A 26,873-nucleotide genomic window follows, 5' to 3' on the forward strand; every position below is an offset into this window, starting at 1 on the left:
TTCTCAAACCTGAGGAAGGGCGGCGTGGCCGGCCATACGTTGTTCACGATTCAAACCTTGCAGCGCTGAAACATCGACAATCAACGCAACACTGCCATCACCGAGGATGGTTGCGGCGGAAATACCCGGTATTTTGCGATAGTTGCTCTCAAGGTTTTTCACCACGACCTGATGCTGACCAATCAGCTGATCAACCAACAGCGCGTAACGTCGTCCGGCGCTTTGCAAAATCACCACAATGCCTTGCGTTGCTTCGGTTTTAGCCCCGGCAACATCAAACACTTTCCACAATTCAACCAGCGGCAAGTATTCACCGCGTACTTCAAGTACCCGTTCGCCACCTGCCAGCGGATGCAGGTCATCTTCTTTTGGCTGCAACGATTCCATCACCGCGTTGAGCGGCAGGATAAAGACTTCGTTACTCACTTTGACCGACATGCCGTCAAGAATAGCCAGGGTCAGCGGCAGCATAATGCGAATAGTCGTGCCGACATTGGCCTGGGATTTAATTTCAACGTGGCCACCCATTTCCTGGATGTTACGCTTCACCACGTCCATACCCACGCCACGTCCGGACACATCGGTCACCTGTTCGGCGGTCGAGAATCCGGGTGCGAAAATCAACATACCCACTTCATCGTCAGACATGTTTTCGTGCACCGGCATGCCTTGTGACAGCGCTTTGGCAAGAATACGTTCGCGGTTCAAACCCGCACCGTCATCGGAGACTTCGATGCAGATATTCCCACCCTGATGCTCAGCAGACAGAATCAAATTTCCGACTGCAGATTTTCCAGCCGCGAGGCGTTTTTCCGGGGTTTCGATACCATGATCGAGGCTGTTACGCACCAGATGGGTTAACGGGTCGATAATGCGTTCAATCAAGCTTTTATCCAGTTCAGTGGAACTGCCCTGAAGAGTGAGCTCAACTTGTTTGTTCAGTTTGCTTGCCAAATCACGCACCAGACGCGGGAAGCGACTGAAGACATATTCCATTGGCATCATACGGATAGACATCACCGACTCTTGCAAATCACGGGCGTTACGTTGTAACTGGCCCATGCTGGTAATCAGTTCGCCGTGCTCCACTGGGTCTAATTCATTAGAGCGCTGTGCCAACATTGACTGGGTGATAACCAGTTCACCAACCAGGTTTATCAGTTGGTCTACTTTTTCTACCGCCACGCGAATACTGCTCGATTCGCTAACACGCGTCGGTTTGCTTTCTCGTTCTGTACGCGCAGAGGCTGGCGCAGCAGTTACCACTTCGGCAATCGTTGGCTGCGGTGTATTTACGCTAACGGCAACCGGTGCTTCTACTCTTTCAACGTCACTTTCTACAGTCGGATTATTTGCCGGTAACGGAAGAAATTCGATTTGTTCCGGTTCGATAACAAAACAGAGTACGGCGCTGATGTCATCGGCACTGACGGTGGTTTCTATGGTTGCGGTGACTGAGTTTTCGCCTTTTTCCACATCGCTTAATGTGCCAAGGTTCCCCAGTTCTTCCAGCAGCAAATCGAGTTCACTGGTTTTCAGTCCGGTTATCGCAATGCGCAAATCACCGTTGCTGGCAGGCGCTGTTGCGACAGAGTCTTTTTCCACAACCGTCAGTTTTGCAGGCGGCGCAGCTGTTTCGCCTTTGGCTTCCAGAGCCAGTTGGCGCAACGCTTTGCAGATATAGTCGAAACTCTCAGCGTCCGGTTCCTGTGAGTTTTTATAAGCGTCCAACTGTTCTTGCATAATATCTTTGGTTTCCAAAAACAGGTTGATGATGTCGGTGTTAAGGTGCATCTCCCCACGCCGTGCGTCGTCGAGCAGGTTTTCCATTAAATGCGTGGTTTCCTGCAAAATGGAAAAGCCGAAAGTCCCTGCGCCCCCTTTTATCGAGTGTGCGGCGCGGAATATGGCGTTTAGCAGTTCTGAATCCGGTGCTTCAGGCAGCAAATTCAGCAGGTGCTGTTCCATATCGGCCAGTAACTCGTCGGCCTCGTCAAAAAATGTCTGGTAAAAATCACTGATATCCATACTCACGCTATCACCTCGTACCGGATTGCGGCGGTAATGTGTTCTGTGCCGGTTCCACGGCTCCAGGTTGTTGGAGAATACTTATTGGCTGATTTTCGCTTTCTGCGTTTTCGTGCACGATGGCCTCTTCAGCTTGCTTATTCAGTACCAGTAAACTAATGCGTCGGTTGATGGCATCTTCCGGCCCGCGATTAGTCAGGCGCATAGTTGATGCCATCCCCACAACACGCAGAACTTTGCCATCGATAAGCCCACCCGACATCAATTCGCGACGCGAGGCATTTGCCCTATCTGCGGAAAGTTCCCAGTTGCTATAACCGCGTTCGCCCATGGCGTAAGGCAAATCATCAGTGTGGCCAGATATGCTAATTTTGTTTGGAAATTCATTCAGTAACGGCGCGATGCTGCGCAGGATGTCGCGCATATAAGGCTCAACTTCAGCTCTGCCATTTTTAAACATCGGGCGATTCTGGCTGTCGATGATTTGTATCCGTAGCCCCTCTTGAACCAAGTCAATTTGCAGATGAGGGCGCAATGCGCGCAACTTAGGATCGGCTTCAATCAGCTGATCCAGTTTGTCGCCCAGACGTTTGAGGCGACTGGCTTCCATCCGTTTTCTGAGATCTTCAATATTGGGCTGTCGTTTCACTTCGCCTTGTTGCTGGGTGACATCATCACCGCCGCCAGGAATCGGGCTTTGGCTATCGGCGATGCGTTGTCCCCCGGTAATAGCGGCAGAAAGTGGCGTACGGAAATAGTCGGCAATTTGCGCCAGTTCTTTAGGGCTGGAGATTGAAATCAGCCACATAACCAGAAAAAAAGCCATCATGGCGGTCATAAAGTCGGCGTAAGCAATTTTCCAGGAACCGTGCGCACCGCCGCCGTGGCCTTTGTGCTTGCGCCTTTTTACGACAACAATGGGGCGCGCATTGTGCTTCATACTTCTTCTTCCGTTGCGCGTTGTTGCGCATTCGGGGAACGAACGGCACGAACATGTTCTTCAAGTTCAACAAACGATGGGCGTTCACTGGAATAAAGGGTTTTACGGCCAAATTCAACGGCAATTGGCGGGGCATAACCGTTAAGGCTTGAGAGTAATGTGACTTTAACGCACTGCATCATTTTGGTTGTTTCGGCACTTTTTTGGCGTAAAACCGTCGCCAGTGGCGAAATAAAACCATATGCCAGCAAAATACCCAGGAAGGTTCCGACCATGGCATGCGCAATTAATACCCCAAGTTCCCCCGCAGGCCTGTCAGCCGAAGCCAACGCGTGAACCACGCCCATGACTGCTGCTACGATACCAAATGCAGGAAGTGAATCCCCCATTATTGCCAGGCTATTCGCGGGTATTTCCGCCTCACTTTCGTGAGTTTCAATTTCTTCGTCCATCAGCGCTTCAATTTCAAACGAGTTCATATTCCCGCTGATGATCAGACGCAGATAATCAATAATAAAATCCAGCATCAAGCTGTCGGCTAAAATACGCGGGTAGCTGGCGAAGATTTCACTCTCTTTAGGATTTTCGATATCACGTTCCAGCGAAAACATCCCTTGCTGGCGTGACTTCGCCATCAAGCGATAAAGCAGGGCCATGAGATCCATATACATGCTTTTGGTATATTTCGAGCGACGGAAAAGCAAAGGCAACGCTTTTAACGTCCCTTTAATCGCCTTACCGTTATTACCAACGATAAAAGCCCCAATTCCCGCCCCACCAATGATGATAAATTCAGCTGGTTGATAGAGCGCACCGAGATGACCCCCGGTCATCATATAGCCGCCGAATACTGTCGCAATTACGACCAGATAACCTATTACAATCAGCACGAGTACATCCTTCTGCTGTTAAATGTGACGAGGATTCACAAATCAAGGGTGAAAACAGCTGAGTGCGGGGCAAAAAAAAGCAGCGATAATTGCTTATCGCTGCTGGAGTGTTATCCACACCGAACTGTTAAACGGCCTGTTTGACCTGTTCATCCAGCAGTTGTGGAATAATATCGGCAGTATTCGTAGAAAGTTTACGTCTTTTTACTGCTCTTGATGGTGGTTGGCACAAACTGCAAGCAAAGCTGCCTACGGGTTGGTGCGCGTGCGTAATAAAGTTACCGTCACAGCAGTTGCAACGGCTCAATTCAAGCATATTACTTTCAACAAAACGCACCAGCGTCCAGGCACGAGTCAGCGCCAGCAAAGGCCCGCCCTCTTGTGGTGGACATTGTTCCAGATACAAGCGATAAGCCTTGATGACCGCATCAACACCGGTGCACAAACCGGTACGTAACAAGAACTGCCAGGCATTGCAAAACATGGAAGCATGGATATTTTGCTCCCAGGTCATAAACCAGTCGGTAGAAAAAGGCAGCATTCCTTTCGGAGGGGGGCTACCACGGAGCTCTTTATACAGTTTGATCAGTCTGCCGCGACTTAATTGCGTTTCGCTTTCCAGCATCTGCAATCGTGCGCCTAGCGTGATTAATTCCATCGCCAGTTGTATATCGCGTGCTTCCTGAACAATACTTTTTTCGCTCATTTTGTTACGCCCTTTTTTTGCGAGGTGCCTCGTCTATTGCGGACGCCTCATTTAATAAGCGGGTGGATAACAAAATGCCTGTATGAATTTGCTGTAAATCATCCACACGAGAGTCTTGCGTTAAGCGGGTAATTGTTTGGTTATCATTAAAACGGAACTGGCAAATCAATTGATTGGTTTCCGCTAATTTTACCATTTGTGGCAATGTTAATTCGCTCAGAGAATTAGCCATATCCTCGGTCACACCCAAACGAAACATTGCTGAGGGTTTATCACTGCTAATAAGACGTTGCGCAAGTAACAAGTACGACAAATTAATATCGTAGATGTGTTTTAACAACTCGGATGTATGCATTGTGTTCATCCTGAAATACTATCTTTTATACATGCGGCTAAGCCGCACCCCGTGAGTCGCCGGGTAGCCCCGGTTAAAACTAAAGCAACAAAAAAGCCAAAGTACATCAATTGAAAACACGCACTAAATCCACTGACAAAAAATGCCGTGGAATCATCCTTGTTGGTACGTTCTTATCTGGGCTTAAATTTCTTATATGAAATTAAGATTTATCCTAATTGCGAGCAAACTCTACTCGTAGCCCTTTAGACATACAATGCGGATCCCGTCGAATTTTAGGATTTATGTGACACGGATCACATATATTTACTTTATGTATCCCATGGAAACATCAGCAAGACTTTTCAATTGTTTATTTTATCGGCAAACTCGAAATATCCGTTACGTTAATATGGAAAAACCTTATCGTTTGACTAACAATTTAATGACTTACTTTCAATATCGTTTCGCGACACTGGCTTAGCTATGTGATTTATATCGCATTTTTTTTCCAACCAAAGATTACACTACGCTAAAAAGCCCTTTCAGCATATAACACCTTGAAATATTGCATTTTATTGCGGATAAGATATAAATTCTCGCTTAAAGCTGACATTAACTATATCCATACAAAATAATACGAAAGTTTGATGGAAAAATGAGCGACAGATGCATCCCGGTATCTTCATAAGCCGCTTACATTAGCGCTATTAATCATTTTTCATGAGCATGCTCACAATTCCCATTGGTACTATTCTTGCGTAATTATGAGTGTTGTAGTAAGAAAAATGTTAACAGTCTGGTTATCAGGCAACAGGAGGTTGTAATGAGTTACCAACACATACTGGTTGCGGTCGCTGTCAGCCCACAGAGCCATTTACTGGTGGGAAAGGCTGTATCAATTGCCCGGCCCGTGAATGGAAAGATAACGCTGATTACGCTCGCCTCAGACCCCGAGCTTTATAATCAATTTGCTGCCCCTATGATGGAGAACTTGCGAGAGTTAATGCTTGAAGAGACTCAGCTTTTTATTAATGAATTGGTTGAGCAGGCCAATTACCCTATAACTAAGACGGTCATCGCCACGGGCGAATTAAGTGAGCATATTCTGGCGATTTGTAATAAAAGCGCGGTGGATTTAGTTATTTGCGGTAACCACAATCAAAGTTTTTTCAGTAAGGTAATTTGTTCAGCAAAAGCAGTAGTAGCGTCAAGCCAGGTGGATGTTTTGTTGGTGCCGCTGAGTTAAGCGGAGTTTAAGTTATCCCGTCATACTTCAAATGGTGGGGATTGATGAACCTCACCTGGAGGTTCACCCTTCGGGTCAAAACGATACCGCTTACCCACAACTTGAATTATTTAGGGTACCCAAAGATTGGGGGGATCGTTCCATAATAGTCAGTGACCCGTTATGCAAGCTTAGGAAACGTCGCCACTTTCTTCCCCAAATGAAACGCATCACTCCTTGGCGCTGCTTGCTTTAGATCCTCGATAAACCTCTGCTGCCAGTGATGAATATCATTCTTCTCTATTACCGCCATCATTTCACTGTGGCGTGATATTCGCTCTGTGAGCGGCATGGTTAATGCGCGGTCCAGAGCCGCGGCGACGTCATCACGATCGTACGGATTCACTATCAGTGCGGACGACAACTCATTAGCCGCACCGGCAAATTTCGACAAAACCAACACCCCAGGATTTGCCGGATCTTGTGCCGCAACATACTCTTTCGCAACCAGATTCATGCCATCGCGTAGCGGCGTGACTAACCCAACATCCGCGTGACGAAAGACTTTCATCACTAATTTCCGATCAAAATGCTGGTTTAAATAGTACAGCGGTGTCCAGCCCAATTGCCCGTATTTACCATTAATTCGTCCTGCTTCGGTTTCCAGTTGATGACGAATGTCCTGATAAGCTTGAACATCGCCACGTGAAGTCGGTGCGATTTGCGTATAACGAATTTTCCCGTGATGTTGCGGATAATTCTCAAGTAGCGCTTCAAACGCGAGGAAACGTTCCGGTAACCCTTTGGAATAATCTAGTCGCTCTACTGAAAAGATATTTTTGATACTGCCCAGTTCAGCTTTGAGCTGAGCCAGTTTCGGCGGTAACGGACCTTGCGCACTTTTTTTAATTTCCGCAGGCTCAATACCTATTGGATAAACCTCGGTACGAAACGTATTACCGAATGCCAGATGCTGATTTTTCCCCTGATTATCCAGACGTGTGATGCTGGCGATACAGTCGAGGAACGCCAGGCGATCATTTTCAGTCTGGAAACCCAGTAAATCGTATTCACACAGCGCTTCGAGTAACTCATCATGGGGCGGCAGTGCGTTGAATACTTCCGGCGTTGGGAATGGAATATGTAAGAAGAAACCGATGCGATGATTTAACCTCTGTTTACGGCATTCTGCAGCGAATGGCAGCAAATGGTAGTCATGTACCCACAAGATGTCGTCTTTTTCTAACAGCGGCTTTAGCTTATTTGCCAGCAAGGTATTCACCCGGCTATAGCCTTCCCACGCATCACGCTGGTAGTCGACCAGGTCAAGACGATAGTGAAATGCCGGCCAAAGTACGGCATTAGAAAATTGCAGATAATAGCTTTCGTAGTCTTCTTTGCTGAGGTTGAAAGAAGCCCAGGTGATGTTACCTCGTTTGGTCTTTTTTAATGCCGCATTGGGGTCCCCTACCTCGCCGCTCCAGCCAAACCATAATCCACCCGCCGTTTTTAACGCGCCTAAAATCCCCACAGCCAGGCCACCGGCACTGCTTTTTTTATCATCCGGTGGCGCAATGCGATTAGAGACTACCACTAAGCGACTCATAATCTTCTCCCCGTAAAATGTCAGACTTTTGTTGTTCTATGTGTTGCGTTAATTTGCCAAGCCAGTGATAAACCATGCGTACATTTGCCAACCGATAGTTAGCAATGGTGTCGCCGTTCCCGACTTTAATAGTCAGCCCGCCAAGGGCATTGACCTGCTTAAACCCTGCTTCATCAGTCAAATCGTCGCCGATAAATATCGGTGTGCGGCCTGCAAAAGGTGCCTCCTGCATAAACGTGCGGATAGCCGCGCCTTTATCGATTCCCAATGGTTTCAACTCCACGACACATTTCCCCGGCTGCAACGCCAGTTCTGGATAACGCAACGCCATTTGCTGGGCTATTTCCAGAATCGCCTGTGCCGCCTCTGGTGCCTGGCGGTAATGCAGTGCAAACGCCATTCCTTTGGCCTCAAGTTCCGTACCGGGAAATTGTGAGAGCGCTTCGGTTAAATGCTGATGCAATGCCACAACGACTGGCTCAGGGAGTGTCACAATATGGGTTTTATCATTGATGTCGCGGCGTTCCGCCCCATGTACGCCCGCAAGCGGAAAGTGAAATGGGGTAGCAAGCTTATCGAGCTCAGCCATTGAACGCCCTGAAATCAATGCCAGTGCACCGTCGCTCATGACAGACATTTTCTGCAGTAACGTGCGCACTGCTGCCGGAATGTAGACTTGATCCGGGTGCGGTTTGATTTCTGCCAGTGTGCCATCGAGGTCGAAGAAAAAGGCAAAGTTTCCTGAAAGTAGAGGCGGTACAGATGATGCTTCAGCCACCAGTGGCTCCTCCTTACATGATGAGTTTCGCCACCGTGACGGTAACGAAAATTAATGATTAGCCATGTAAGTATAGACAGGGTGACGGGTGTCGCAATTTTCCAGGATAAAACGCCAGGCCGCATATGGCCTGGCGCTTGGGTATTGCAGAGTTTAGAAGAAGCTTGCGATCAGACCTGAAATTGCCACAAGCCCCATAACCGTAACGAATATATTGCTCGCTTTTCCACGAAATTTCGCCAGCGCAGGCATCTTATGGATGGCGTACATCGGCATGATGAACAGAATCATTGCAATGATTGGGCCGCCCAAGGATTCAATCATCCCAAGGATGCTTGGGTTCAGTGTTGCCACCAGCCACAAGCTCAACAGGAAGAACAGCGAAATGGCTTTATTGAGTTTGCGGTCGTCAAAACGTTTGCCGTTGTGACGGGCGATTTTTTTCACCAGACCATGCAAACCTTCACGCGCGCCGAGGTAGTGTCCAAAGAATGAGCTGGAAATTGCCAGAATCGCAACCAGTGGGCCAAAAATGGAGATCAGCGGGTTATCGAATTTATTGGCAAGGAAGCTCAGCATCGAAATGTTTTGCTGTTTTGCCGCCATCAGATCAGCCGGAGTGACGCTTAGCACACAGCTAAAGACAAACAGCATCACAAATATCAGCAGAATGGTGGAGGTTTTGCGCAGTGTCTGGCTGGCTTTTTCATCTGCCAGATTGCCGTATTCACGACGTTGAGACAGGGCAAAAGAAGAGATCGCAGGAGAATGGTTAAAGGCAAACACCAGAACAGGAATTGTCAGCCACATCGTTGTAGTGAAATCCATCGCGGTCGGTACTTGCGAAATTGCTGCGGTATTCCAGTGCGGTATCAAATATAAAGAGAGGAACAGTAGAATACCGACTAACGGATAAACCATCCACTCGGTGATTTTCAGCATCACGCGTTCGCTGGTCAGCATAACTGCCATTAACGCGACAATGAGTACAACCGACAAAATAATTCGCGGTGGTGAAACCATGCCAAGTTGGTTAACCATAAGCGAATCAATGGTATTAGTGATACCCACACCGTAGATAAGCAGAATTGGATAGATGGCAAAGAAGTAGAGTAGCGTGATTAAGATACCGGCTTTAGCGCCGAAATGTTCTTCAACGACTTCAGTGATATCGCTGCCTGGATTACGTGATGACAACACAAAACGTGCCAATCCACGGTGAGCAAGCCAGGTCATCGGTCCTACTATTACTGCCAGAGCCACTAACGGCCAGAAGCCCCCCATCCCGGCGTTAATCGGGAGAAATAACACCCCTGCCCCGACTGCCGTACCAAAAAGACTTAGAACCCAGGTGGTATCAAATTTCCGATTACCGGGAACACGCACTTTACTGCTGGTGTAGTTAACATCACTGCTCATTAGCTCATCTCCTTGAGACCGAATTCAACGCGGCAGACTCTACTTTAGCCACGTGACTATTGCAGTGATTAACATCCTGGTTTGAATTAGTTCATGGAGGGAAATACTAATAATCTAAGCAATATCACAGTTAAACACTGGGCTACTGAATTAAGGAAATATTAAACGGGTGCATATGTTAATTGCACCCGTTTACCTGGGTTAAACGCTACGTTTCGCTTTCTGTTTGTAGCGGTCGAAGATAACAGCTGCCAGCAGTATCAAACCGCGCACCACATATTGCGAGAAAGGAGAAATATTCAGCAAGTTCATGGCGTTTTCTACTGTGCCAAGGATCAAGATCCCGGCAATGACATAGGAAATTTTACCAATTCCGCCTTTGAGTGACACACCACCCAACACGCAGGCAGAAATCACGATTAGCTCGTAACCGATAGATGTCATCGGCTGGCCGCTGGTCATACGCGAGGCAAGTATTATCCCCGCTGCCGCAGAGACTAAACCTGAAAGCATGAAGATAATGATTTTAGTACGCACCACCGGTACGCCCGCCAGACGCGCCGCTTCTTCATTACCGCCAATCGCCAACGTATTGCGTCCAAAGGTGGTTTTATTAAGTAGGAAACCAAAGATTATCAGGCAACCGACCGTCAACCAGATTGGCGCTGGCAACCCCAACCAGTTGGCGTAACCCAGCGTAAAGAAACGCTCATCTTCGATGCCAACCGCTTTACCATCAGAAATGATGTACGCCAAACCGCGCACAATTTGCATAGTAGCAAGCGTGGTAATCAACGCATTGATTTTCAGTCTTGCAATAACAAAACCGTTCACCAGACCACTTAACATGCCGAGCAGCAACCCTGCCGCCACGCCAATCCACAGGCTTTCAGTCATGTTAATAACGACGGCGGTGGTAACGCCTGCGCAAGCAATGACCGACGCTACGGATAAATCGAAATCACCGGACGCAAGACAAAACAGCATGCCGCACGCCACCATCCCTGACATCGAAATAGCTAGCCCTAACCCCTTCATGTTCACAAAAGAAGAGAAGTTCGGCACAAAAATAGCGCAAGCGATAAACAGCACCGCGAACACGACCAACATGCCGTAGTTATCCCAGATACGCCCGAGACTCAAAGACGACTTTTTCTTACTGTCGCCCGATGATGTAGTTAATGCAGACATTTTTCTCTCCTTACTCATGCGACAGCGGCGCTGGTTTTCGGCATCGCCAGACTTAATGCTTGTTGCTCACAGGCTTCGCCATGCAGCAATTCACCGGCTATTTCCCCTTCGCGCATGACGATAATGCGGTCGGCAAGGCCCAGCACCTCAGGCAAATCGCTTGATGCAAACAGCACCGCCACGCCTTGTGCCGCAAGGGCATAAATCACGTTATAGATTTCGTGTTTTGCCCCAACATCGATGCCACGCGTCGGCTCATCGAGCAAAATCACTTTCATATCTTCTGACAGCCAGCGTCCCAAAATCGCTTTTTGCTGGTTGCCGCCGGAAAGATTCATAATTAACTGTTCGGCAGAAGGGGTTTTGATATTCAGAGAACGAATATGTGCAGCCGCGTTGTCGGTTTCCCAGCGGTTGTTAATCAGACAACCTGCACTAATGTGCTTACGCCGCGCACTAATGTTGATGTTGTCGCGCACTGAATGCACAGGAATAATCCCGTCAGCTTTTCGGTCTTCCGGGCACAGCATCATTCCAGCCCGAATCGCATCTGCGGGCTTATTGATGCTGATAACCTCACCATCAAGCGACACTTTTCCATCGGTAATGCGCGTGCCGCCAAACATACCTTTCATCAGTTCGCTGCGACCGGCGCCCACCAGACCAAACAGCCCAACGATTTCGCCGCTGCGTACCGAAAGTGAAATTGGCGTGCGTACGCCTTGCGCTTTCACGCCATCGAGCCGCAAACGTTCTGGCCCGTGATCACGCGGCTTCCAACCGTAAATATCACCTAAGTCTCGTCCAACCATTGCCTGCACAAGCGAGTCATGATTGACCTGCTGCATGTCTTCAAAAGTACGCACATAGCGCCCATCTTTAAACACGGTAATAGCATCGCTGAGGGCGAAGATTTCTTCCATGCGGTGCGAAACATAGAGGATTACGCGGCCTTCGGCACGTAATTCGCGAATGACCCGAAACAGGTTGTCGATTTCGCGACGCGACAAAGAACTGGTTGGTTCATCAAAAGCGATGACTTTTGCATTACGCGCCAGCGCCTTAGCAATTTCGACCATTTGCCATTGGCCGATGGATAAGTATTTGAGCGGCGTGCTTGGGTCGATATCCAACCCCAGGTGTTCAAGCTGCAATTTCGCTTCGTAGTTCAATAAAGAACGGTTAACAAACCCCGCCTTATGAGGAAGTTGCCCGAGATAAATATTCTCTGCCACCGACATTTCCGGCACCAGATGGAGTTCCTGATAAATAATCGCGACCCCAGCATTGAGTGCTGCGGGGGTGTTCGCAAAAGTGACTTCTTCGCCGCGAAGTATAATGCTGCCCTGGGTCGGGGCGTAATTGCCGCTCAGGATTTTCAGCAGCGTTGATTTCCCTGCGCCATTCTCCCCCATTAGTGCGTGAACTTGCCCGGCATAACAGTCGAAACTGATGTCCTGTAAGGCTTTCACGCCGGGGAAAGTTTTGCCTATACCACGAAAAGAGAGATACGGTGTGTTCTGTTGCATGATTTACCCTTTGTTTTACACAGGGTTGAAACGCTGAAGCCGGGTGGCGAACATCAATTAAAGGTTGAATGTCGCTAACGCTAATCCAACCTACGAAATGCCGTTGTAGATTGGATTAACGCAAGCGGCATCCACCACCAGGTTATCCAGGATTACTTACCGCCGAGACCTTTTTTAGCCAACTCTTCTTTAAAGTTGTCACGAGTGATCAGAACCACGTCGGTAACTTCGGTGAATTTTGGTGGTTCAGCACCTTTGGCGACCCAGTTGTAGAGCATTTCGCTGCTCTTATAACCGTGTACGTCCGGGCTTGGCAGCAGAGAACCGTAGAAACCAGTGGCCTGCGCTTTCGACAATTCACTTATCGCATCCACGCCGTTGATACCCACACCAATTACATCCGGCGCTTTGAAGCCCTGGCCTTCAGTTGCGCGAACGCCGCCCAGCACGGTGTTGTCATTCATACCGACAATCAGCCAGTGTTTGACTTCGGGATGCTGAACCAACATAGAGTTAGCGGCATCGAATGCCCCTGGAATATCGTTAGATTTGGTTGGTACTTTATAAATTTGTTTTTCCGGGAAACCAGCAGCTTTTAGGGCGTCCATTGAGCCGGAAGTACGGCGGCGCGCGGTATCAAGTTCATCAGCAGTAATCGCCATCACAGCAGACTCTTTCACATCCCAGCCACGTTTTTGCATCTCTTTGTACAACTCTTGCCCCTGTCGCTCACCAATTTTGGTCGCAGCCATCATGACCAATGGAACAGTGTCCATCGGTTTACCTTTCGCGGTGACAAACTGGTCATCGACGGCAATAACTTTCATATCGTAGCTTTTCGCTTTGGCGACAATTGCGGAGCCGAGTTTTGGATCTGGGGTGCAGATGACAAAGCCTTTCGCACCGCTAGCCGCCAGGCTGTCGATGGCATTAAGGGTTTTTTCGCCGTCTGGAACTGCAATTTTAATCACTTCAAAACCAAGATCCTTCCCGGCTTTATCGGCAAATTTCCATTCGGTCTGGAACCATGGTTCCTCTGGTTGCTTGACCAAAAAACCTAGCTTCATTGTTTCTGCAATAGCGGATTGTGACATAACCGCGGCAATGCCAATGGCTGCCAGCGCTTTAGTAAATTTGTGCATGGTTCACTCCAGCTCGATTTTATTATGTGTAGGGTAAGGTTTAGTTAAAACAAGCCATTAGTCGTATTGGCTTTTGCTTTCGGGGCTGGAGATAGTTGTAGCGGGAAATTAATAATCCATAGGAGAGCCGAATCACACGGCAGAAATACAGTAAAACCGTGCATGTATTCAGCAATTAAAGACATAAAAAGGGCGGCATATGTCGGACAAATGAAAAGAGAGTTAGCTTATTTGTCCATAAATTTAGCGGGGGGGGGATAAATAAAAAGATTATGTAGGCGAAATTTCATGCAGGCGGGAAAGCATTACACTTCCCCGCCAGAAAATGGGGTCGGTCACCAGGGGTAATAAATATGTTCCGCGTGGTCGCGCGCTGGCGCTTCATCACCATCCAGACGTGCCGCTACGGTAAGTGCAAAATCAAACACTTTTCCCAACCCTTTACCACTTATCAGGTTGCCGTCTTCTACCACGTCAGCATCCACATACACACCGTCCGTCACTTGCTGCCATAAATCACCGGAACAAACGTAACGGCGGCCTTTGAGCAAACCGTTGCCACCGAGCACGCGCGCGGCTGCTGAACAAATCGGGCAGATAAATTTGCCCAGTTCATCATGGCGGCGCACAAAAGCAATCACGTTGACGCTCTGGGCTAAAAAGAGGCTGCCTTCCGGGCCGCCGGGTAGTACAACGGCATCAAAGGTGTCATCAAAACATTCACTTAGTGTGGCATCAGCCACCATTGGAATATCGTGATAACTCACCACCGCGCGCGTATCTACGCAAGACAGTGTACGGACATTAATTTTCAGGCGACGCAGAATATCAATGGTAACAATAGCTTCCCCTTCTTCAAAACCCGGGGCCAACAGGACTGCAACAGTTTTCATCACGGCTCTCCATGTATCCCCCGTTGTTTAACGGGGGTAAAAAACTTACCAGTAGAGACTCCACACCTGGCGCACACGCGCCAGTGCTTCAAGGTAGAAATAGTCTCCCCAACTACAGCATTCATCCACGCCTTTGCCGCTGGCCATGTGATACACCGAATGTTTCAGCAAACCTTCACAGGGTTCATCGTCCCGCGCTAAATAGTTATCGGTTAGCGACTGGATAATACGCAGTGCCATCTCTTCATAATGGGCACGATGTTCATCCAGCGCAGGCAGCACTTTCACCAGTTCCAGCAAACCGCAGGCGGTAATCGCCGCCGCAGAGCTATCGCGCACCGCATCGGTGCCCAACAACGCCAGATCCCAGTGGCAAACGTCATCTTCTGGCAAACGGTTGATGAAGTAATGGGCGAGGCTGCGGGTCAGATCAACCATGCTTTTGTCACCGGTGTACAGGTATGTGAGCAAGAAACCATAAATGCCCCATGCCTGTCCGCGCGACCAACATGAAGTGTCGCTGTAACCCTGATGCGTATTACCAAATCTCGGCTCACCGGTTATCACATCCATATAGTAAGTATGGAATGTGGAAGCATCTGGGCGAACGATGTATTTCGCTGCCTGCTGCGCGTGCGCTGTAGCCGCTTGCGCATAACGTGCATCACCGGTTTGCTGGCTTGCCCAGTAAAGCAGTGGAAGGTTCATATTACAGTCAATAATCATCCGTCCCTGTTGTTGCGGATCATTCAAATCCCCCCATGCCTGAATGATGTTTGCCACAGGGTTGAAGCGTTCCATCAGGATATCTGCCGCCAGCAACGCTGTTTTTCGAGCTTCTTCATTACCTGTTAAACGCCAGGCATTGATGCAGGAAAGTGTATATAAAAAGCCCAGGTCATGAGTCGCCGTTTCGATGCGTTTATTTAAACGTTCAGCAAAAGATGGCAGATAACGCTCTGCTGCCTGGCGATATTTGTCATCACCCGTCATCTCCCACGCAAGCCACAGTTGGCCTGGCCAAAAACTCGTCGTCCACTCTACGTTGCCAGTAGGTTGCCATTTTCCATTTTCACAGGCTTCATTTGGGAATTTATCGCCCACCGCGATAATGGTTTTATCCAGCTTTTTGGTCACGCTTTCTAAGGCATTATCTAGCTTACGTTTCAGCGCCAGGCGGTCTACTTGATGTAATTCAATTGGGCGCAGTGGCTCGGTCACCACGTTTTCAGTGACTAAAGTACGGGTCATAACGTTTCCTTTAATTAATGTTTAACCGGCTCGACCGGTGCGGTGTCTAAGGCGGGTGCAAAAATGCGAGATTCATCGCGATTTGACTGGCAGCGCGAAAGAGTGAACGCTGAAATCAAGGTGAACAGCAGCGCGCAGCATCCCATCATCAAATAGGTGTGCTCGAAGCCAATTTTGTCGTACAGGTAACCGGCTGGCGGTGCGACGACAACCGAACCGACATAAATCATCGCCTGATAACCCAGTAAGTACATGGTAGCGTTTATTTTTTTGTGGAAATGCTCGGCAATATATTTGAAGACCGAGATCAGCAGCAGCGATATCTCAACGCCATAAAGCGGTTTGATTATTGAGATAATCATCGGATCGTTTGTCATGCCAGACGCAATCAGGCGCAAACCCACCACACAGCCACAAAGCAGCAATCCTTTTTTGGCACCGTAATGGTTTACCAGCACGGGGATGAACATCATCATCACGAATTCCATGCCGGACTGAACCGTGCTCAGATATCCATACCAGGCATTGCCCTGCTCTTTGGTCTCGAAGAACGAAACGAAGTAGCGCGGGAATTGTTGCTCGGCAACAAACATCATCCAGGCCACGCCCGCTACATACAGGCTGAACATCCAGAATTTTTGGTTTTTCAACAGCATCACAACATCGGCAAAGACAATTTTGTTTGCTGAGATAACGTTGTTATTACGCAGTTGTTCGTCACCAATCTTGAGGCTAATTAGCACCAGTAGCATCAAAACAGACGTTGTACTGCTGACAATGAAATTCGCCAACGGCGTGTAGTTGAACAGCAAACCTGAAACGGATGCCGCCATCGCCCAGCCGAGTGAACCCCACATGCGGATACGACCGAATTCCAGACCATATAAGCGACTAAAACGGTCGGCATAAGATTCGGAGGCCGCAACACCTGCGTACCAGCCGAGGCTCAGATAAAATGCGCCGATAATGATGCCTATCGTCGTGTGTGTTAGCAGCAGTGGTTGGTAAACAATGACGAAGAACGGTGCCATTAATGCAGAGATTGCGCAGACAAAATAGAGCAACCATTTGCTCATCCCTATTTTGTCCATGATGTAGCCATAGACCGGCTTCATCACCACGGCAAAGACACCGTTGATGGCAAAAACGCTACCGATGGTGATGCTGTCTAACCCTACTTTTTGGCTTAACCAAAGGGCATACAGCCCAAAACTTGAAGACCAGGTAAAAAAGTAGAGAAAGATAAAGCTGCTCATTTTTATTTGTGCGGTACGTGTGGGTGTCGACATGCTCATTGGATACTCTCCAGAATGACGTGTTTTTCATGGCGGCCCATCACCAGGCGCACAACGCCATCGCTGATAATGGCTTGAGGACAAGCGTGCACGTCGAACTTGTGCGTATCTCCCGCCCAAATGGCACTTATTAGCAAATGTGTTCCTGCATTCAGTTCGCCACGCAACAGCGGAACAGCTGCTCGTTCGGCAAACAGCAGGTTGCTATTCGGCGGTGTTAAAACTTGCTCGCCCTGTCGCTGCTGCGGACTTAAACAGTAAATGACACTGGTATCGGTGGCCGTTGTGAGCAAACAACTTGTTAATTGAATCTGAGCTTGTGGAAGTGGGCGATTTGGCAGGCTAAAACCGCCTTCGGCAATATCGAGTTCACGCGCGGTTTTGAGGTTATGCACTCGAAGTTGCCAGTCGCCTAATGCCAATAACCACATATCAATAGTGACGTCGAACCATGGCTGCCAACGGCTGAAAATCATGCCATCAGCAGTGTTTACCTGCTGGCAATCACGACGCCCACGCCAGTAGCCGTCTTTCTCTGATAACAGCAGCATTGAATCTGGAGCGGCATGGTTTAAGCCATAGCGCCCACGTTCAATGGTGAAACCGTAGCGCGTGGAATAAGCAAATTTGCAGTATTTGGCTTCGGTATTAACGAAGTTGTTTAACTCGAGTTGTCCGGAAGTCAGCATCCATAAATGGTTATGCTGATGAACCAAAATCTGTGATGCGTGGGGAATGCAGTGCTCCATTTCACGACGTGGTAACGGCAATTCAGGGGCTTGCCAAAATGCATCTTGCTCACCAAGCGCCAGCACCAGCATGGTTTTTAGCCCCCAGTATGGGGAACCCGGCGCGTTGTAATCTTCAGCCATAATCAGGTTGGGATAGCTGTAGCCAACGCTTAGCACTCCATCGCGATCAAACAACGGCTGTTGCAGCCACCAGCGCAAATGGCGCAGCACGATACCTTTCACCACTCCGGGTTCGTAGACTTCCAGGCCTGCAAATGCAGCAGCACTCCAGAATGCCGCCTGCGCGAAACGATAAGTCAGGCTGCGGCCAAAAGGAATGGCGGCACCGTCATCGGCAAAGAAATGGATAAAATCGGCAGCAAATTGCGTAGCGCGCTGGCGTAATTTGTTGCAACGCTGAGGATCGACGTCGGCCATTAATTTGGCGTAAATAAGGCCATAAAAATGGAAACCCATCGAAATATAGTAATCACGCGGGCGGCCTGGGCCATCTGAATACCAGCCATCGCCGAGATAATAAGCCTCCATTGCCGCGAAATGCTTTTCCAGGGCATCTGCATTGTTTGGCATTCCACAGTGGTGGAAACCCACTTGCACCAGAATCGGGAAGAAATGCCAGTTGTTGTCCGGAATGTCCTGGTTTTCGCTCTGCTTTAGCCATTGCCAAAGATTTTGTTTCTCTTGTTCATTAAAATGCGCCAGCAGTGGCTGGTGTGCGACAGCCAGCAATAACCCGTAGGCCGCCATTTCTACGATACGTTGATCGCAAGGTGCAACTTCTCCCCAATAATCAGCGTGCGCCGGATTGGTGCCATTTTTTATCGCCTGAATGTAAAAAGAGAATTGTTCTGGCTCGTGTCCCCCCGCCAGCAACGGTGTGACACCCCACAGCAAGCGAGAGAAAGTTTCCATATTCGCTACTTGCTGCCCGTAATGAGCAGTGAAATTAGCAAGGTCGACACGACTGGCATCTTTTTTAAAGAATGGTGAAACAGCACTCAATAATTCATTCACCAGTTTATGAAGATCAGACCTACTTTTTAAAGGGTTGCTCAGTGTAATGTTTTCAGGTTGCATGATGTCCTCCCGCCAGACACGAGAATATTATAAGTTGTTGTTATTCATATTTTCTTAGCGCAACTTCTGCGCGTTGGTGCAAAGAATAGTCCCTTTTATTACAGGCTCCGAGTGAGCGACATCACAAAAATAAACCGTCATTTCAATTTAAGTGGATTTTTCTCTTCAACGGAGCAATAAATTACAAATCATGGTGTAAAAACTTAAATTGGTTGTCCTGGAGGGGAAATGAGTGAACCACAATGGATGGAACGAATTACGCTCGATAGCCAGGTTATCTCATTTCATCGTCTGCAGGCTTCCAGTGCCCAGTATTACCATTGGCATCAGTGTGTTGAGTTTTTATATATTTCAAAAGGATATGGGATAGTAGTGGTGGATAACCAACATTACACCGCACGGCCTGGGCGACTTTTTATCTTTCCGCCGTTTCGGTTGCATAAGGTGCACGTTGATGCTGACGACAAAAATCAGTACCACCGCACCGCAATGCACATTGAACATTCATCGGTGATCAGTACACTGCACGCTTTTCCGCGCCAGCAATCCCAATTTTCGGCCCTCGCCGCGAGTCATGTTCCTGCCCAAATTTACGATTTGAGCGAACAGGCTGAGTTTATGGAGGTGATACTCGAACAGTTCGATAAACTGGATCCCACCGACCACTCGACGGCTAGTGATGTCGCATTTATGATGATGCAAATCATGGCCTTTTTACCTGATCAACCTCAGAAATATATTCAGCAAAAACAAACTGTTGCTTCTCGCATCATGCAATGGATTGAGAACAATTACAGTGACAAGTTTTCACTTGATGAACTGGCGCAATCCGTCGGATTATCGCGCAGCTATACCTCACGTATTTTTCGCCAGCAAACGGGTGGCAGCATTCAGGAATACTTGCTGACGCGTCGTATCAAGAAAAGCTGTGATTTGTTGCGAACCTCACCGTTAAGCATCGACGCCATCGCCCAGGAAGTTGGATTTATCGAGGTGACTTACTTTATTACTTGTTTCAAAAAAATGATGAGCCAGACTCCGTTGCAATATCGCAAGCAGTCACGAGCTCAATTAGTGATGGCCGAAAAATATGATCTAACACAATAAACCACTTGTTAGCACATTAATTATTAATGTGTAAATCACACTTCTGATAATTATATTTAAATAACATCCAGGTAACCCTGACGGTAGTGATTATTAAGTTTTTCAATATTAATATCCCACAATAAATTAGGTTGTAAATAAGGGTAAAACAGCAGAATTAGCCGTTCTCCTGATACCTCAAAAGAGGTACTCTTTAAATAACGGTGGTATCTCTTCTACTGCAATATTCCAGTCTTAACCCGACATTCCAACCTAATAAGGGAATTATTATGGCAACTTCCGGTATGGTTCAAAGACTTAACTTGCAGATTAACCGCGACTTCTATTCATCAAATCTGTATTTACGCCTAAGTAGCTGGTGCTCAGAAAAAAGCTTAACCGGTACCGCGACATTTTTAAGAAACCAGGCGCAATGCAATGTGACGCAAATGATGCGTATCTTTACTTTTATGAAGCAAGCGGGGGGCACTCCCATTGTGAAGGCCATGGAGGCACCACAAAGCGAATGCGACTCTTTAGAAACATTGTTTGAAAAAACGATAGAAGATCATCAGCAGCGTTGCGCAATGCTAACTAAATTGACTGCTGAAGCGACAGTATTAAAAGATTATCCGACACTCACTTTCCTGAAATCGATGGACCAGGAACAGCAAGAAGAAGGTTTGCTGCTGAGTACTATCCTTGACGAAGTACGCAACGCACATAAGGCTGGGCTGTGTATGAGCCAGACCGACGTGCATCTGACTAATTTAGTAAATCACCAGCAGCATTAAGATTCGTTGGGTCGGGCGCACAACGCTTACCCGACCTACGAAACCGTTGCAGAGTAGATTAGCGTTGTGCGATATCCACCGTTTGTATCCGTTTTGTACCTTAGGCGCACCACATCAATTGCTCACGCAAACTCAGCGTATCTTCCGGGAAGCTCGCCAGCACCGTTTTATATCGGACAGCTTCTTTCGGATAGCCACGCATTGATTGCAACAGCAAACGTAAAGCACTGTCCCAAACGATGCCTTGTAAATCGCTGTACGGCCACAGATCTGGGTCAGCGATAAACGGCATCAGGTAGTCAATTCCCAGCTTCACGCTTCTGCCGTCCCGCACTTCGTTCCAGCGGTCAAATTCGATGTGCTCGGCGTAACGATTAAGCAGCAAATGGGCTTCCAGGTTAAACAAGGAATAGTGGAAAGGCACTGGGCGTTCCAGTTCCATCGTCTGTTTGCCTTCCTGATCGATTTGCGCCGCCATCCGTTGGGTGATCCCCTGCTGGATAATTCTTGCGACCAACCCTTTATCGCCATAGAACAGCGCATTGACTGCACGCTGTGCGTCATACCAGGTGCCGTGGTTGTTATGCCACACATATTCGGAATGGCCGACATCGCTGAAAAACATCCACTGGTTGAAATCCCTGAACCACTGGTGCAAACCAATAATGTCGTCAGTATCCAGCACGCCCGCAGGGCTAATCAAACCGATGGTGTCTATCACCATCCATAACAAGCGTGTATCGATAAGCCCGGTGCCACGCCCGGAAACAATGCCCGGAATTGCCTGGCCATAGTTGAGATGCGGGTTCATACGCGTTTGTTCATCAAGAAACCAGCATTTGATTTGCTCTGCTGCTGCCTGTGCATACTTGCGGTGCCCGCTAAAATACCAGGCTAGACCGAGTGCCAGGCTGCGTTCGCACATGCGAATAATACGCGTGGTATCGGTATCATTATTTTGGCATTGCGGATTGGTATGCCCGTCCCGACGGATATAAGGCAAGCCATTGGGTCTGCGCGGGTTGGGCCACCAGTATGTCCCCAGGCTGTAGTAATCATGTGGGTCACCACTCACCGGGCACAACTTCTTATGCACCACGCTTTCCGGGGGTTGTCCGCGGAGTTTATCCGCCTCACTGATCAGGCGGCCTAGGGCCAACTGTAACGGAGAAAAAGGTTGCTGTAGGCCACGGCGGGCATTTTCCAGACAAGTCACATCCAGGGTGTACAACTTCATTCTCGACTCCTTAATGGCACGCGACACGCAACCCGCTTTCGGCATCAAAAATATGAATACCGGTTAATTTGGGTTGTAGCCATACCGTTTCACCTTCCTGCACATCCAGGCGTTGCTTAAACACCGAAGTAAATGAGCCTCCTCCTGTGTTGCAGAACAATTGCATATCAGAACCGGTATTCTCAATGGCGGTAATGGTCGCTTTTAGCGCCCCACCGTTTTCACTTTCACCCACCACATTGACCTGTTCCGGGCGAATAGCATAAACCACGGTTTGTTGCGGTTTGACCTGAACACCTGCCGGCAAGTTTAACAGGGAGCCATCAGCGAGGCGCAGCATCATCTCCCCATTTTGCACAGTCACCTCACCTTTTAATTGATTGATTTCAGGCGAGCCGATGAAGCCTGCGACAAATAAATTTGCCGGTCGGTCATACAATTCCAGCGGGCTGCCAACCTGTTCGATACGCCCTTCTCGCAGCACCACAATCATCTGTCCCATGGTCATGGCTTCGATTTGGTCGTGGGTAACATAAACAGAGGTCGTTTTCAGACGGCGATGCAGTTCACGAATTTCCCCACGTACCTGAGTACGCAATTTGGCATCCAGGTTAGACAGCGGTTCATCGAACAAAAATACCTGCGGATTACGCACAATCGCACGCCCCATCGCAACGCGCTGGCGCTGGCCGCCGGAGAGATCTTTTGGTAGCCGGTCGAGTAAAACTCCTAACCCCAACAGATCGGCTGCAGCATCGACTTTGCGGTTGATTTCCGCTTTCGGCAATTTTGCCATTTTGAGCGCAAATCCCATGTTTTCGCGCACTGTCATCTGCGGATAAAGTGCGTAACTCTGGAATACCATTGCGATGTCGCGAAGCTTTGGCTCGACGTCCGTTACATCTTTTTCATTGATTGCCACATCACCGCCGGTTATCTCTTCAAGCCCTGCAATCATGCGCAGTAGCGTTGATTTACCGCAGCCGCTCGGGCCGACCAATACACAAAACTCACCGTCAGGAATGGTCAGAGAGACATCTTTAATGACGTGCACATCGCCATAAGATTTACAGACATTATTCAGTACCACGGAACCCATGTGTCGCCCCTTATCCTTTGACCGCGCCGGACATAATCCCGCGATTGAAATGTTTTTGCAGACCGAGATAAACAATGATGCTTGGCAGCATTGCCAGTAGTGTGATGGCAATAAAAATGTTTGGAGTGATGCTTTCATCAGTACGCAGCCGTCCAAGAATCACAGGAATGGTATTCAGGCTGTCACTGTTAACGACGATCAGCGGAAGCAGGTATTGGTCCCAAATCATGATGAAACCAAACGTCACTACCGTACCCAGAGCCGGTTTCACCAGCGGCAAAATAACGTGGAAGAAAATTTGCCATTCATTCGCACCGTCAATTCGTGCGGCCTCTTCCAGTTCTTTAGGAATGGCGGCCATAAACTCACTTAACACGAAGATAGAAAATGCCCAGCCCACCACCGGCATAATCATGCCCAGGTAAGTGTTGTAGAGGGACGAGTCAATCAATGGCAACTGCCAGTTGATAATCATGTACAGCGGAATGGCGATGACTTCTTCCGGCAGCATCATGGTGGAAAGAATGATGAGACTCACCAAGGAGACGCCGATGAACTTTTTACGCGCCAGCGCGTAAGCCGCCAGCGCACTGACTGAAACCTGCAAAATGGTGCCAAAAAACACCACCACCATCGAGTTCAGCAAGTATTGCCAGACACCGATGTCCTGCCAGGCAAAAATAAAGTTTTCCATTGAAAACTCATTTGGCCACGCCAACAGCTCACCTGGCTTAACCGGTGCACCGCTAAACGCAGTAGCAACAATGCCCCAGAATGGCCCGACGAAAACTATCAACAGCAGGCCATAAATCATCCAGCGGCCTGCGGTATCCCAACGTTTGCTAAGCATCGGCAGCTCCTTAATAGCGGGCAATGCGCTTTTTCAGCGTGAGATGACAAATTGTCAGCACCACGGTGAAGGCGAATAACAGGAACGACACCGCCGAAGCATAGCCGTAGTCAAATTGCTCAAAACCGAGCTTATAGATGTGGGTCATGATCATTTCGGTGGCGTTAGATGGCCCACCGCCCGTGGTCGCATACACTTCAGCAAACACGCGGAATCCACGAATAAACGACAGCATTAACACCACTGATATCGCCGGGATCATGCCAGGTAGCGTGACGTAACGCAGGCGGTTCCACCAGTTAGCACCATCAACGTTTGAGGCGTCGTACAAATCACGGCTAATGCCTGCAAGGCCTGCGATAAAAATCACCATGTTGTACGGTACGGCTTTCCAGATATGCAACAGCATGATGACCCAAAGCGCCTGGTCAGAACTGGCCAGGAACCCCTGATCGGCAATACCGAACCAGCTCAGAATATGGTTCACCACTCCGTTAGGCGTTGGGTTAAACAGGATGCGCCACATTTCAGCAACGATTGCCGCACTGGTTACCGCTGGCAAAAAAATGGCAGTACGGATAAAACGCAAATGGCGAGCAGGCCCTTCAAGCAACATGGCAAGGAAAAACGCCAGTACCGCGCCGACCACCATGGTCACCACAACATAAAGAAAGGTGTTGAAGACAGCCGCATGCAGTTCAATATCTGCGAAAGCGCGGGTAAAATTGGCAAACCCAACCCATTCGTCAGGTTGATTAAAGTTCACCTTGTAGAAACTCATCACCAGGCCTTGTAGCATCGGGATGAATTTAAACCAGGTGAAGATGACCAATGCCGGGGCCAGGAATATCCACGGCACCAGATTCCGTTTCTGGCGGGAAGTTAACATCGTCTTATCGCTCTTCCATTAAGATCAACAGGGTGGATGTGCGTGCGACATCCACCGGACGTACAAAAACCAGCGCTTACTTTGCCAGTACCTGCTGTTTAGCCAACTCAGCGTTAACCTTCTCGTTGGTGACTTTGAGTTCTGCGGCAATATCCCCGTTGCAGTCAGCCATAATGCGGTTAAAACCATCGGCTGTTATTTGGCGAATTGGCGTCCAGTTTGGAACCTGTGGCACATAACGGCCTTGTTCAGCGTAGAGTTTGGCGAAGGTTGCCCAGCGTTCGTCGTTATACACCGCCTGGGTATCCACCTGTTTGTTGACAGGCAAACGCACCACTGGCATATGTTTGCTGCCTTTACCCATACCGATTTCTTGCCCTTCCTGAGAAATCATGAATTCGATGAACTTACGCGCAGCTTCCTTGTTTTTGCTGCTTTTCATCATGAATACCGTGGTTCCTTCTGCAAGAGTGGCACTGTTTTTTGGCCCCTCAAGCGTAACAACTTCGAACTTATCTTTGCCTGGGTCTTTGTCAAATAGAGCAATGTGATAAGGCCCGGTGAAAAACATGCCGGTTTGCCCGGAACGGAATGAAGGGATGATGTCGGCGGTAGTGGCGTTAATTGCCCCAGGTTGTACGACTTTTTCGCACAACATGCCGCGCATAAACTGCAACGTTTCCGTAGCGGCTGGTTCGTCGAGCGATGCTTTAAAGGTACCTTTCGCGCCTTCACGAATAAAATCCCCCCCTGCTTGCCACAAGAATGCGCTCATGAACCAGCTAGCGTAACCGCGTGTGGTTGAACCTGGCAGCAAGAAGCCGTAGGTATCATTTTTGCCGTTACCGTCCGGGTCTTGTGTAGTAAAGGCTTTCGCCAGTTTTTCCACATCACTCCAGGTTTTTGGCGCAGGCATTCCTAGCTTTTCGCGCCAGTCTTTACGCACAAAGAGCGCGAAAGTTTGAGCTGAAGTGGGGACGCCGTAGAATTTTCCGTCGGTATAGCGTGTGCTTTCCCAGGCGGTTGGGTAAATGTTTTCGCTTCCTTCAATAGTTTTCGGATCAATTTCTTGTGCGATACCAAGCTGGATAAACTGCCCAATAGCTACCGCATCATTGAAGATAAGATCGGGTAATGCATTCCCAGCGGCCGCTCGCGCCAGGCGCTGTTCGAAATCTGTTGTGGCATTAAAGTACTCGATTTTAATGCCCGTTTTTTTCTCAAAAGTTTCAGCTTCTTGGGTGTAAATATTTTTAGAATCATTGCTGGCGCGAATCCATACATTCAATGTTTCGGCAGCAAACGCTTGTGAGAAACTCACACCCAGGGCAGAGATCAGTAATACGGATTTTAATTTTTTAGAAAACATTTATATTCACATCCTTATTTTATTAGAGATTCACTTATTGAAGATATGGTGTGAAGCAGGTTATTTCCATAAAGGGAAAGGCTGCCCGGTAATTAAATAGAAGCCCACAAATAAACACAACGCTCCAAAACAGAAATGTCGTTTCATAATTTAAAAACGTGCTACCCATCACGCATTAACACAACCCAAAAAACACGAATATTAAAATAACAATTAAATTCAAATAGTTAAAATTATCAACAAAATCAGCAACTGATAAAAAATAATTTAAAATCACTCATTTTAGTGACGACCTGCACATTTCAGATGGGTATTTCGTGTTGAGAGCATTAACTTGATATAAGTCACATAAAATTTAATTCCGTCTCTTACACTGCGCACTCAACATCATAAATATTAATTCCAGCCTCATGTTTAACGAGAGCTAATAACACCATGAGTGAATGAAAAGTATATTTCGACGCCTGAGCGTCTGATTTGTAATGCTTAT

The 26,873-nt window shown here is 48.2% G+C and carries 23 protein-coding genes; 3 read left to right on the top strand and 20 right to left on the bottom strand.

Annotated features, from left to right (window positions below):
• Positions 1-3: 3 nt before the first annotated feature.
• The 5 genes from cheA to flhD form a co-directional block, all read right to left on the bottom strand.
• A complete protein-coding gene (cheA, locus tag FH968_RS02445; RefSeq protein ID WP_139877262.1) occupies positions 4-2,028 on the bottom strand; it encodes a chemotaxis protein CheA in 2,025 nt (674 codons plus the stop codon).
• 10 nt (positions 2,029-2,038) lie between these two features.
• A complete protein-coding gene (gene motB, locus FH968_RS02450; RefSeq protein ID WP_139876892.1) occupies positions 2,039-2,968 on the bottom strand; it encodes a flagellar motor protein MotB in 930 nt (309 codons plus the stop codon).
• On the bottom strand, positions 2,965-3,858 hold the full coding sequence (gene motA, locus FH968_RS02455; RefSeq protein ID WP_139876894.1) for a flagellar motor stator protein MotA: 894 nt from the start codon (positions 3,856-3,858) through the stop codon (positions 2,965-2,967). Before motA ends, motB begins: the two co-directional genes overlap by 4 nt.
• Before the next feature lie 127 nt (positions 3,859-3,985).
• On the bottom strand, positions 3,986-4,564 hold the full coding sequence (gene flhC / locus FH968_RS02460; RefSeq protein ID WP_139876896.1) for a flagellar transcriptional regulator FlhC: 579 nt from the start codon (positions 4,562-4,564) through the stop codon (positions 3,986-3,988).
• Between the two features lie 4 nt (positions 4,565-4,568).
• Positions 4,569-4,919, bottom strand: a complete 351-nt coding sequence (flhD, locus tag FH968_RS02465) for a flagellar transcriptional regulator FlhD (protein ID WP_223271274.1) — start codon at positions 4,917-4,919, stop codon at positions 4,569-4,571.
• A gap of 805 nt (positions 4,920-5,724) precedes the next feature.
• Here flhD and uspC point away from each other — a divergent pair.
• Positions 5,725-6,147, top strand: a complete 423-nt coding sequence (gene uspC / locus FH968_RS02470) for a universal stress protein UspC (protein WP_139876901.1) — start codon at positions 5,725-5,727, stop codon at positions 6,145-6,147.
• Positions 6,148-6,307: 160 nt separating this feature from the next.
• Here the strand turns inward: uspC and otsA are convergent, their stop codons facing one another.
• The 10 genes from otsA to FH968_RS02520 all read right to left on the bottom strand — a co-directional run bounded on the left by otsA (position 6,308) and on the right by FH968_RS02520 (position 19,059).
• Positions 6,308-7,732: an alpha,alpha-trehalose-phosphate synthase gene (otsA, locus tag FH968_RS02475; RefSeq protein ID WP_139876903.1), complete on the bottom strand. Its 1,425-nt coding sequence runs from the start codon at positions 7,730-7,732 to the stop codon at positions 6,308-6,310.
• The gene (gene otsB / locus FH968_RS02480) at positions 7,707-8,510 is read right to left on the bottom strand and encodes a trehalose-phosphatase (RefSeq protein ID WP_139876905.1); all 804 of its coding nucleotides are present in this window, start codon (positions 8,508-8,510) and stop codon (positions 7,707-7,709) included. The genes otsA and otsB overlap by 26 nt, the downstream gene beginning before the upstream one ends.
• 153 nt (positions 8,511-8,663) lie before the next feature.
• The gene (locus FH968_RS02485; protein WP_139876907.1) at positions 8,664-9,929 is read right to left on the bottom strand and encodes an HAAAP family serine/threonine permease; all 1,266 of its coding nucleotides are present in this window, start codon (positions 9,927-9,929) and stop codon (positions 8,664-8,666) included.
• A 201-nt stretch (positions 9,930-10,130) separates the two neighbouring features.
• Positions 10,131-11,120 (bottom strand): L-arabinose ABC transporter permease AraH, encoded by a 990-nt coding sequence (gene araH / locus FH968_RS02490; protein WP_139876909.1) that lies wholly within the window; start codon positions 11,118-11,120, stop codon positions 10,131-10,133.
• Between the two features lie 14 nt (positions 11,121-11,134).
• A complete protein-coding gene (gene araG / locus FH968_RS02495) occupies positions 11,135-12,649 on the bottom strand; it encodes an L-arabinose ABC transporter ATP-binding protein AraG (RefSeq protein ID WP_139876911.1) in 1,515 nt (504 codons plus the stop codon).
• A 152-nt stretch (positions 12,650-12,801) separates the two neighbouring features.
• On the bottom strand, positions 12,802-13,791 hold the full coding sequence (gene araF / locus FH968_RS02500; protein WP_139876914.1) for an arabinose ABC transporter substrate-binding protein AraF: 990 nt from the start codon (positions 13,789-13,791) through the stop codon (positions 12,802-12,804).
• A gap of 335 nt (positions 13,792-14,126) precedes the next feature.
• Positions 14,127-14,684: a DJ-1/PfpI family protein gene (locus FH968_RS02505; RefSeq protein ID WP_139876916.1), complete on the bottom strand. Its 558-nt coding sequence runs from the start codon at positions 14,682-14,684 to the stop codon at positions 14,127-14,129.
• 45 nt (positions 14,685-14,729) lie between these two features.
• Positions 14,730-15,935, bottom strand: a complete 1,206-nt coding sequence (locus tag FH968_RS02510; RefSeq protein ID WP_139876918.1) for a glycoside hydrolase family 88 protein — start codon at positions 15,933-15,935, stop codon at positions 14,730-14,732.
• Positions 15,936-15,949: 14 nt separating this feature from the next.
• Entirely contained in the window at positions 15,950-17,230 is a 1,281-nt protein-coding gene (locus FH968_RS02515; protein ID WP_139876920.1) for an oligosaccharide MFS transporter, read from the bottom strand.
• A complete protein-coding gene (locus FH968_RS02520) occupies positions 17,227-19,059 on the bottom strand; it encodes a DUF2264 domain-containing protein (RefSeq protein WP_139876922.1) in 1,833 nt (610 codons plus the stop codon). The genes FH968_RS02515 and FH968_RS02520 overlap by 4 nt, the downstream gene beginning before the upstream one ends.
• A gap of 228 nt (positions 19,060-19,287) precedes the next feature.
• On the opposite strand from FH968_RS02520, the gene FH968_RS02525 reads away from it, so the two are divergent.
• Positions 19,288-20,166 carry an AraC family transcriptional regulator gene (locus FH968_RS02525; RefSeq protein WP_139876924.1) on the top strand — a complete coding sequence of 293 codons (879 nt, stop codon included), beginning with the start codon at positions 19,288-19,290 and terminating at the stop codon, positions 20,164-20,166.
• 269 nt (positions 20,167-20,435) lie between these two features.
• On the top strand, positions 20,436-20,939 hold the full coding sequence (locus FH968_RS02530; RefSeq protein WP_139876926.1) for a non-heme ferritin-like protein: 504 nt from the start codon (positions 20,436-20,438) through the stop codon (positions 20,937-20,939).
• A gap of 100 nt (positions 20,940-21,039) precedes the next feature.
• Here the strand turns inward: FH968_RS02530 and FH968_RS02535 are convergent, their stop codons facing one another.
• From FH968_RS02535 to FH968_RS02555, 5 genes are all read right to left on the bottom strand, one after another.
• Complete coding sequence (locus tag FH968_RS02535) at positions 21,040-22,176, bottom strand: alginate lyase family protein (protein ID WP_139876930.1); 1,137 nt, start codon at positions 22,174-22,176, stop codon at positions 21,040-21,042.
• Between the two features lie 10 nt (positions 22,177-22,186).
• Positions 22,187-23,275 carry an ABC transporter ATP-binding protein gene (locus FH968_RS02540; RefSeq protein ID WP_139876933.1) on the bottom strand — a complete coding sequence of 363 codons (1,089 nt, stop codon included), beginning with the start codon at positions 23,273-23,275 and terminating at the stop codon, positions 22,187-22,189.
• Between the two features lie 10 nt (positions 23,276-23,285).
• Positions 23,286-24,125 carry a carbohydrate ABC transporter permease gene (locus FH968_RS02545; protein WP_139876936.1) on the bottom strand — a complete coding sequence of 280 codons (840 nt, stop codon included), beginning with the start codon at positions 24,123-24,125 and terminating at the stop codon, positions 23,286-23,288.
• A gap of 10 nt (positions 24,126-24,135) precedes the next feature.
• Positions 24,136-25,014, bottom strand: a complete 879-nt coding sequence (locus FH968_RS02550; RefSeq protein WP_139876939.1) for a carbohydrate ABC transporter permease — start codon at positions 25,012-25,014, stop codon at positions 24,136-24,138.
• A gap of 76 nt (positions 25,015-25,090) precedes the next feature.
• Positions 25,091-26,383, bottom strand: coding sequence for a sugar ABC transporter substrate-binding protein (locus tag FH968_RS02555; protein ID WP_139876942.1), 1,293 nt, complete (start codon positions 26,381-26,383; stop codon positions 25,091-25,093).
• Positions 26,384-26,873: the final 490 nt, after the last annotated feature.

The organism is Buttiauxella sp. B2, assembly GCF_006376615.1.
Lineage (GTDB): Bacteria > Pseudomonadota > Gammaproteobacteria > Enterobacterales > Enterobacteriaceae > Buttiauxella.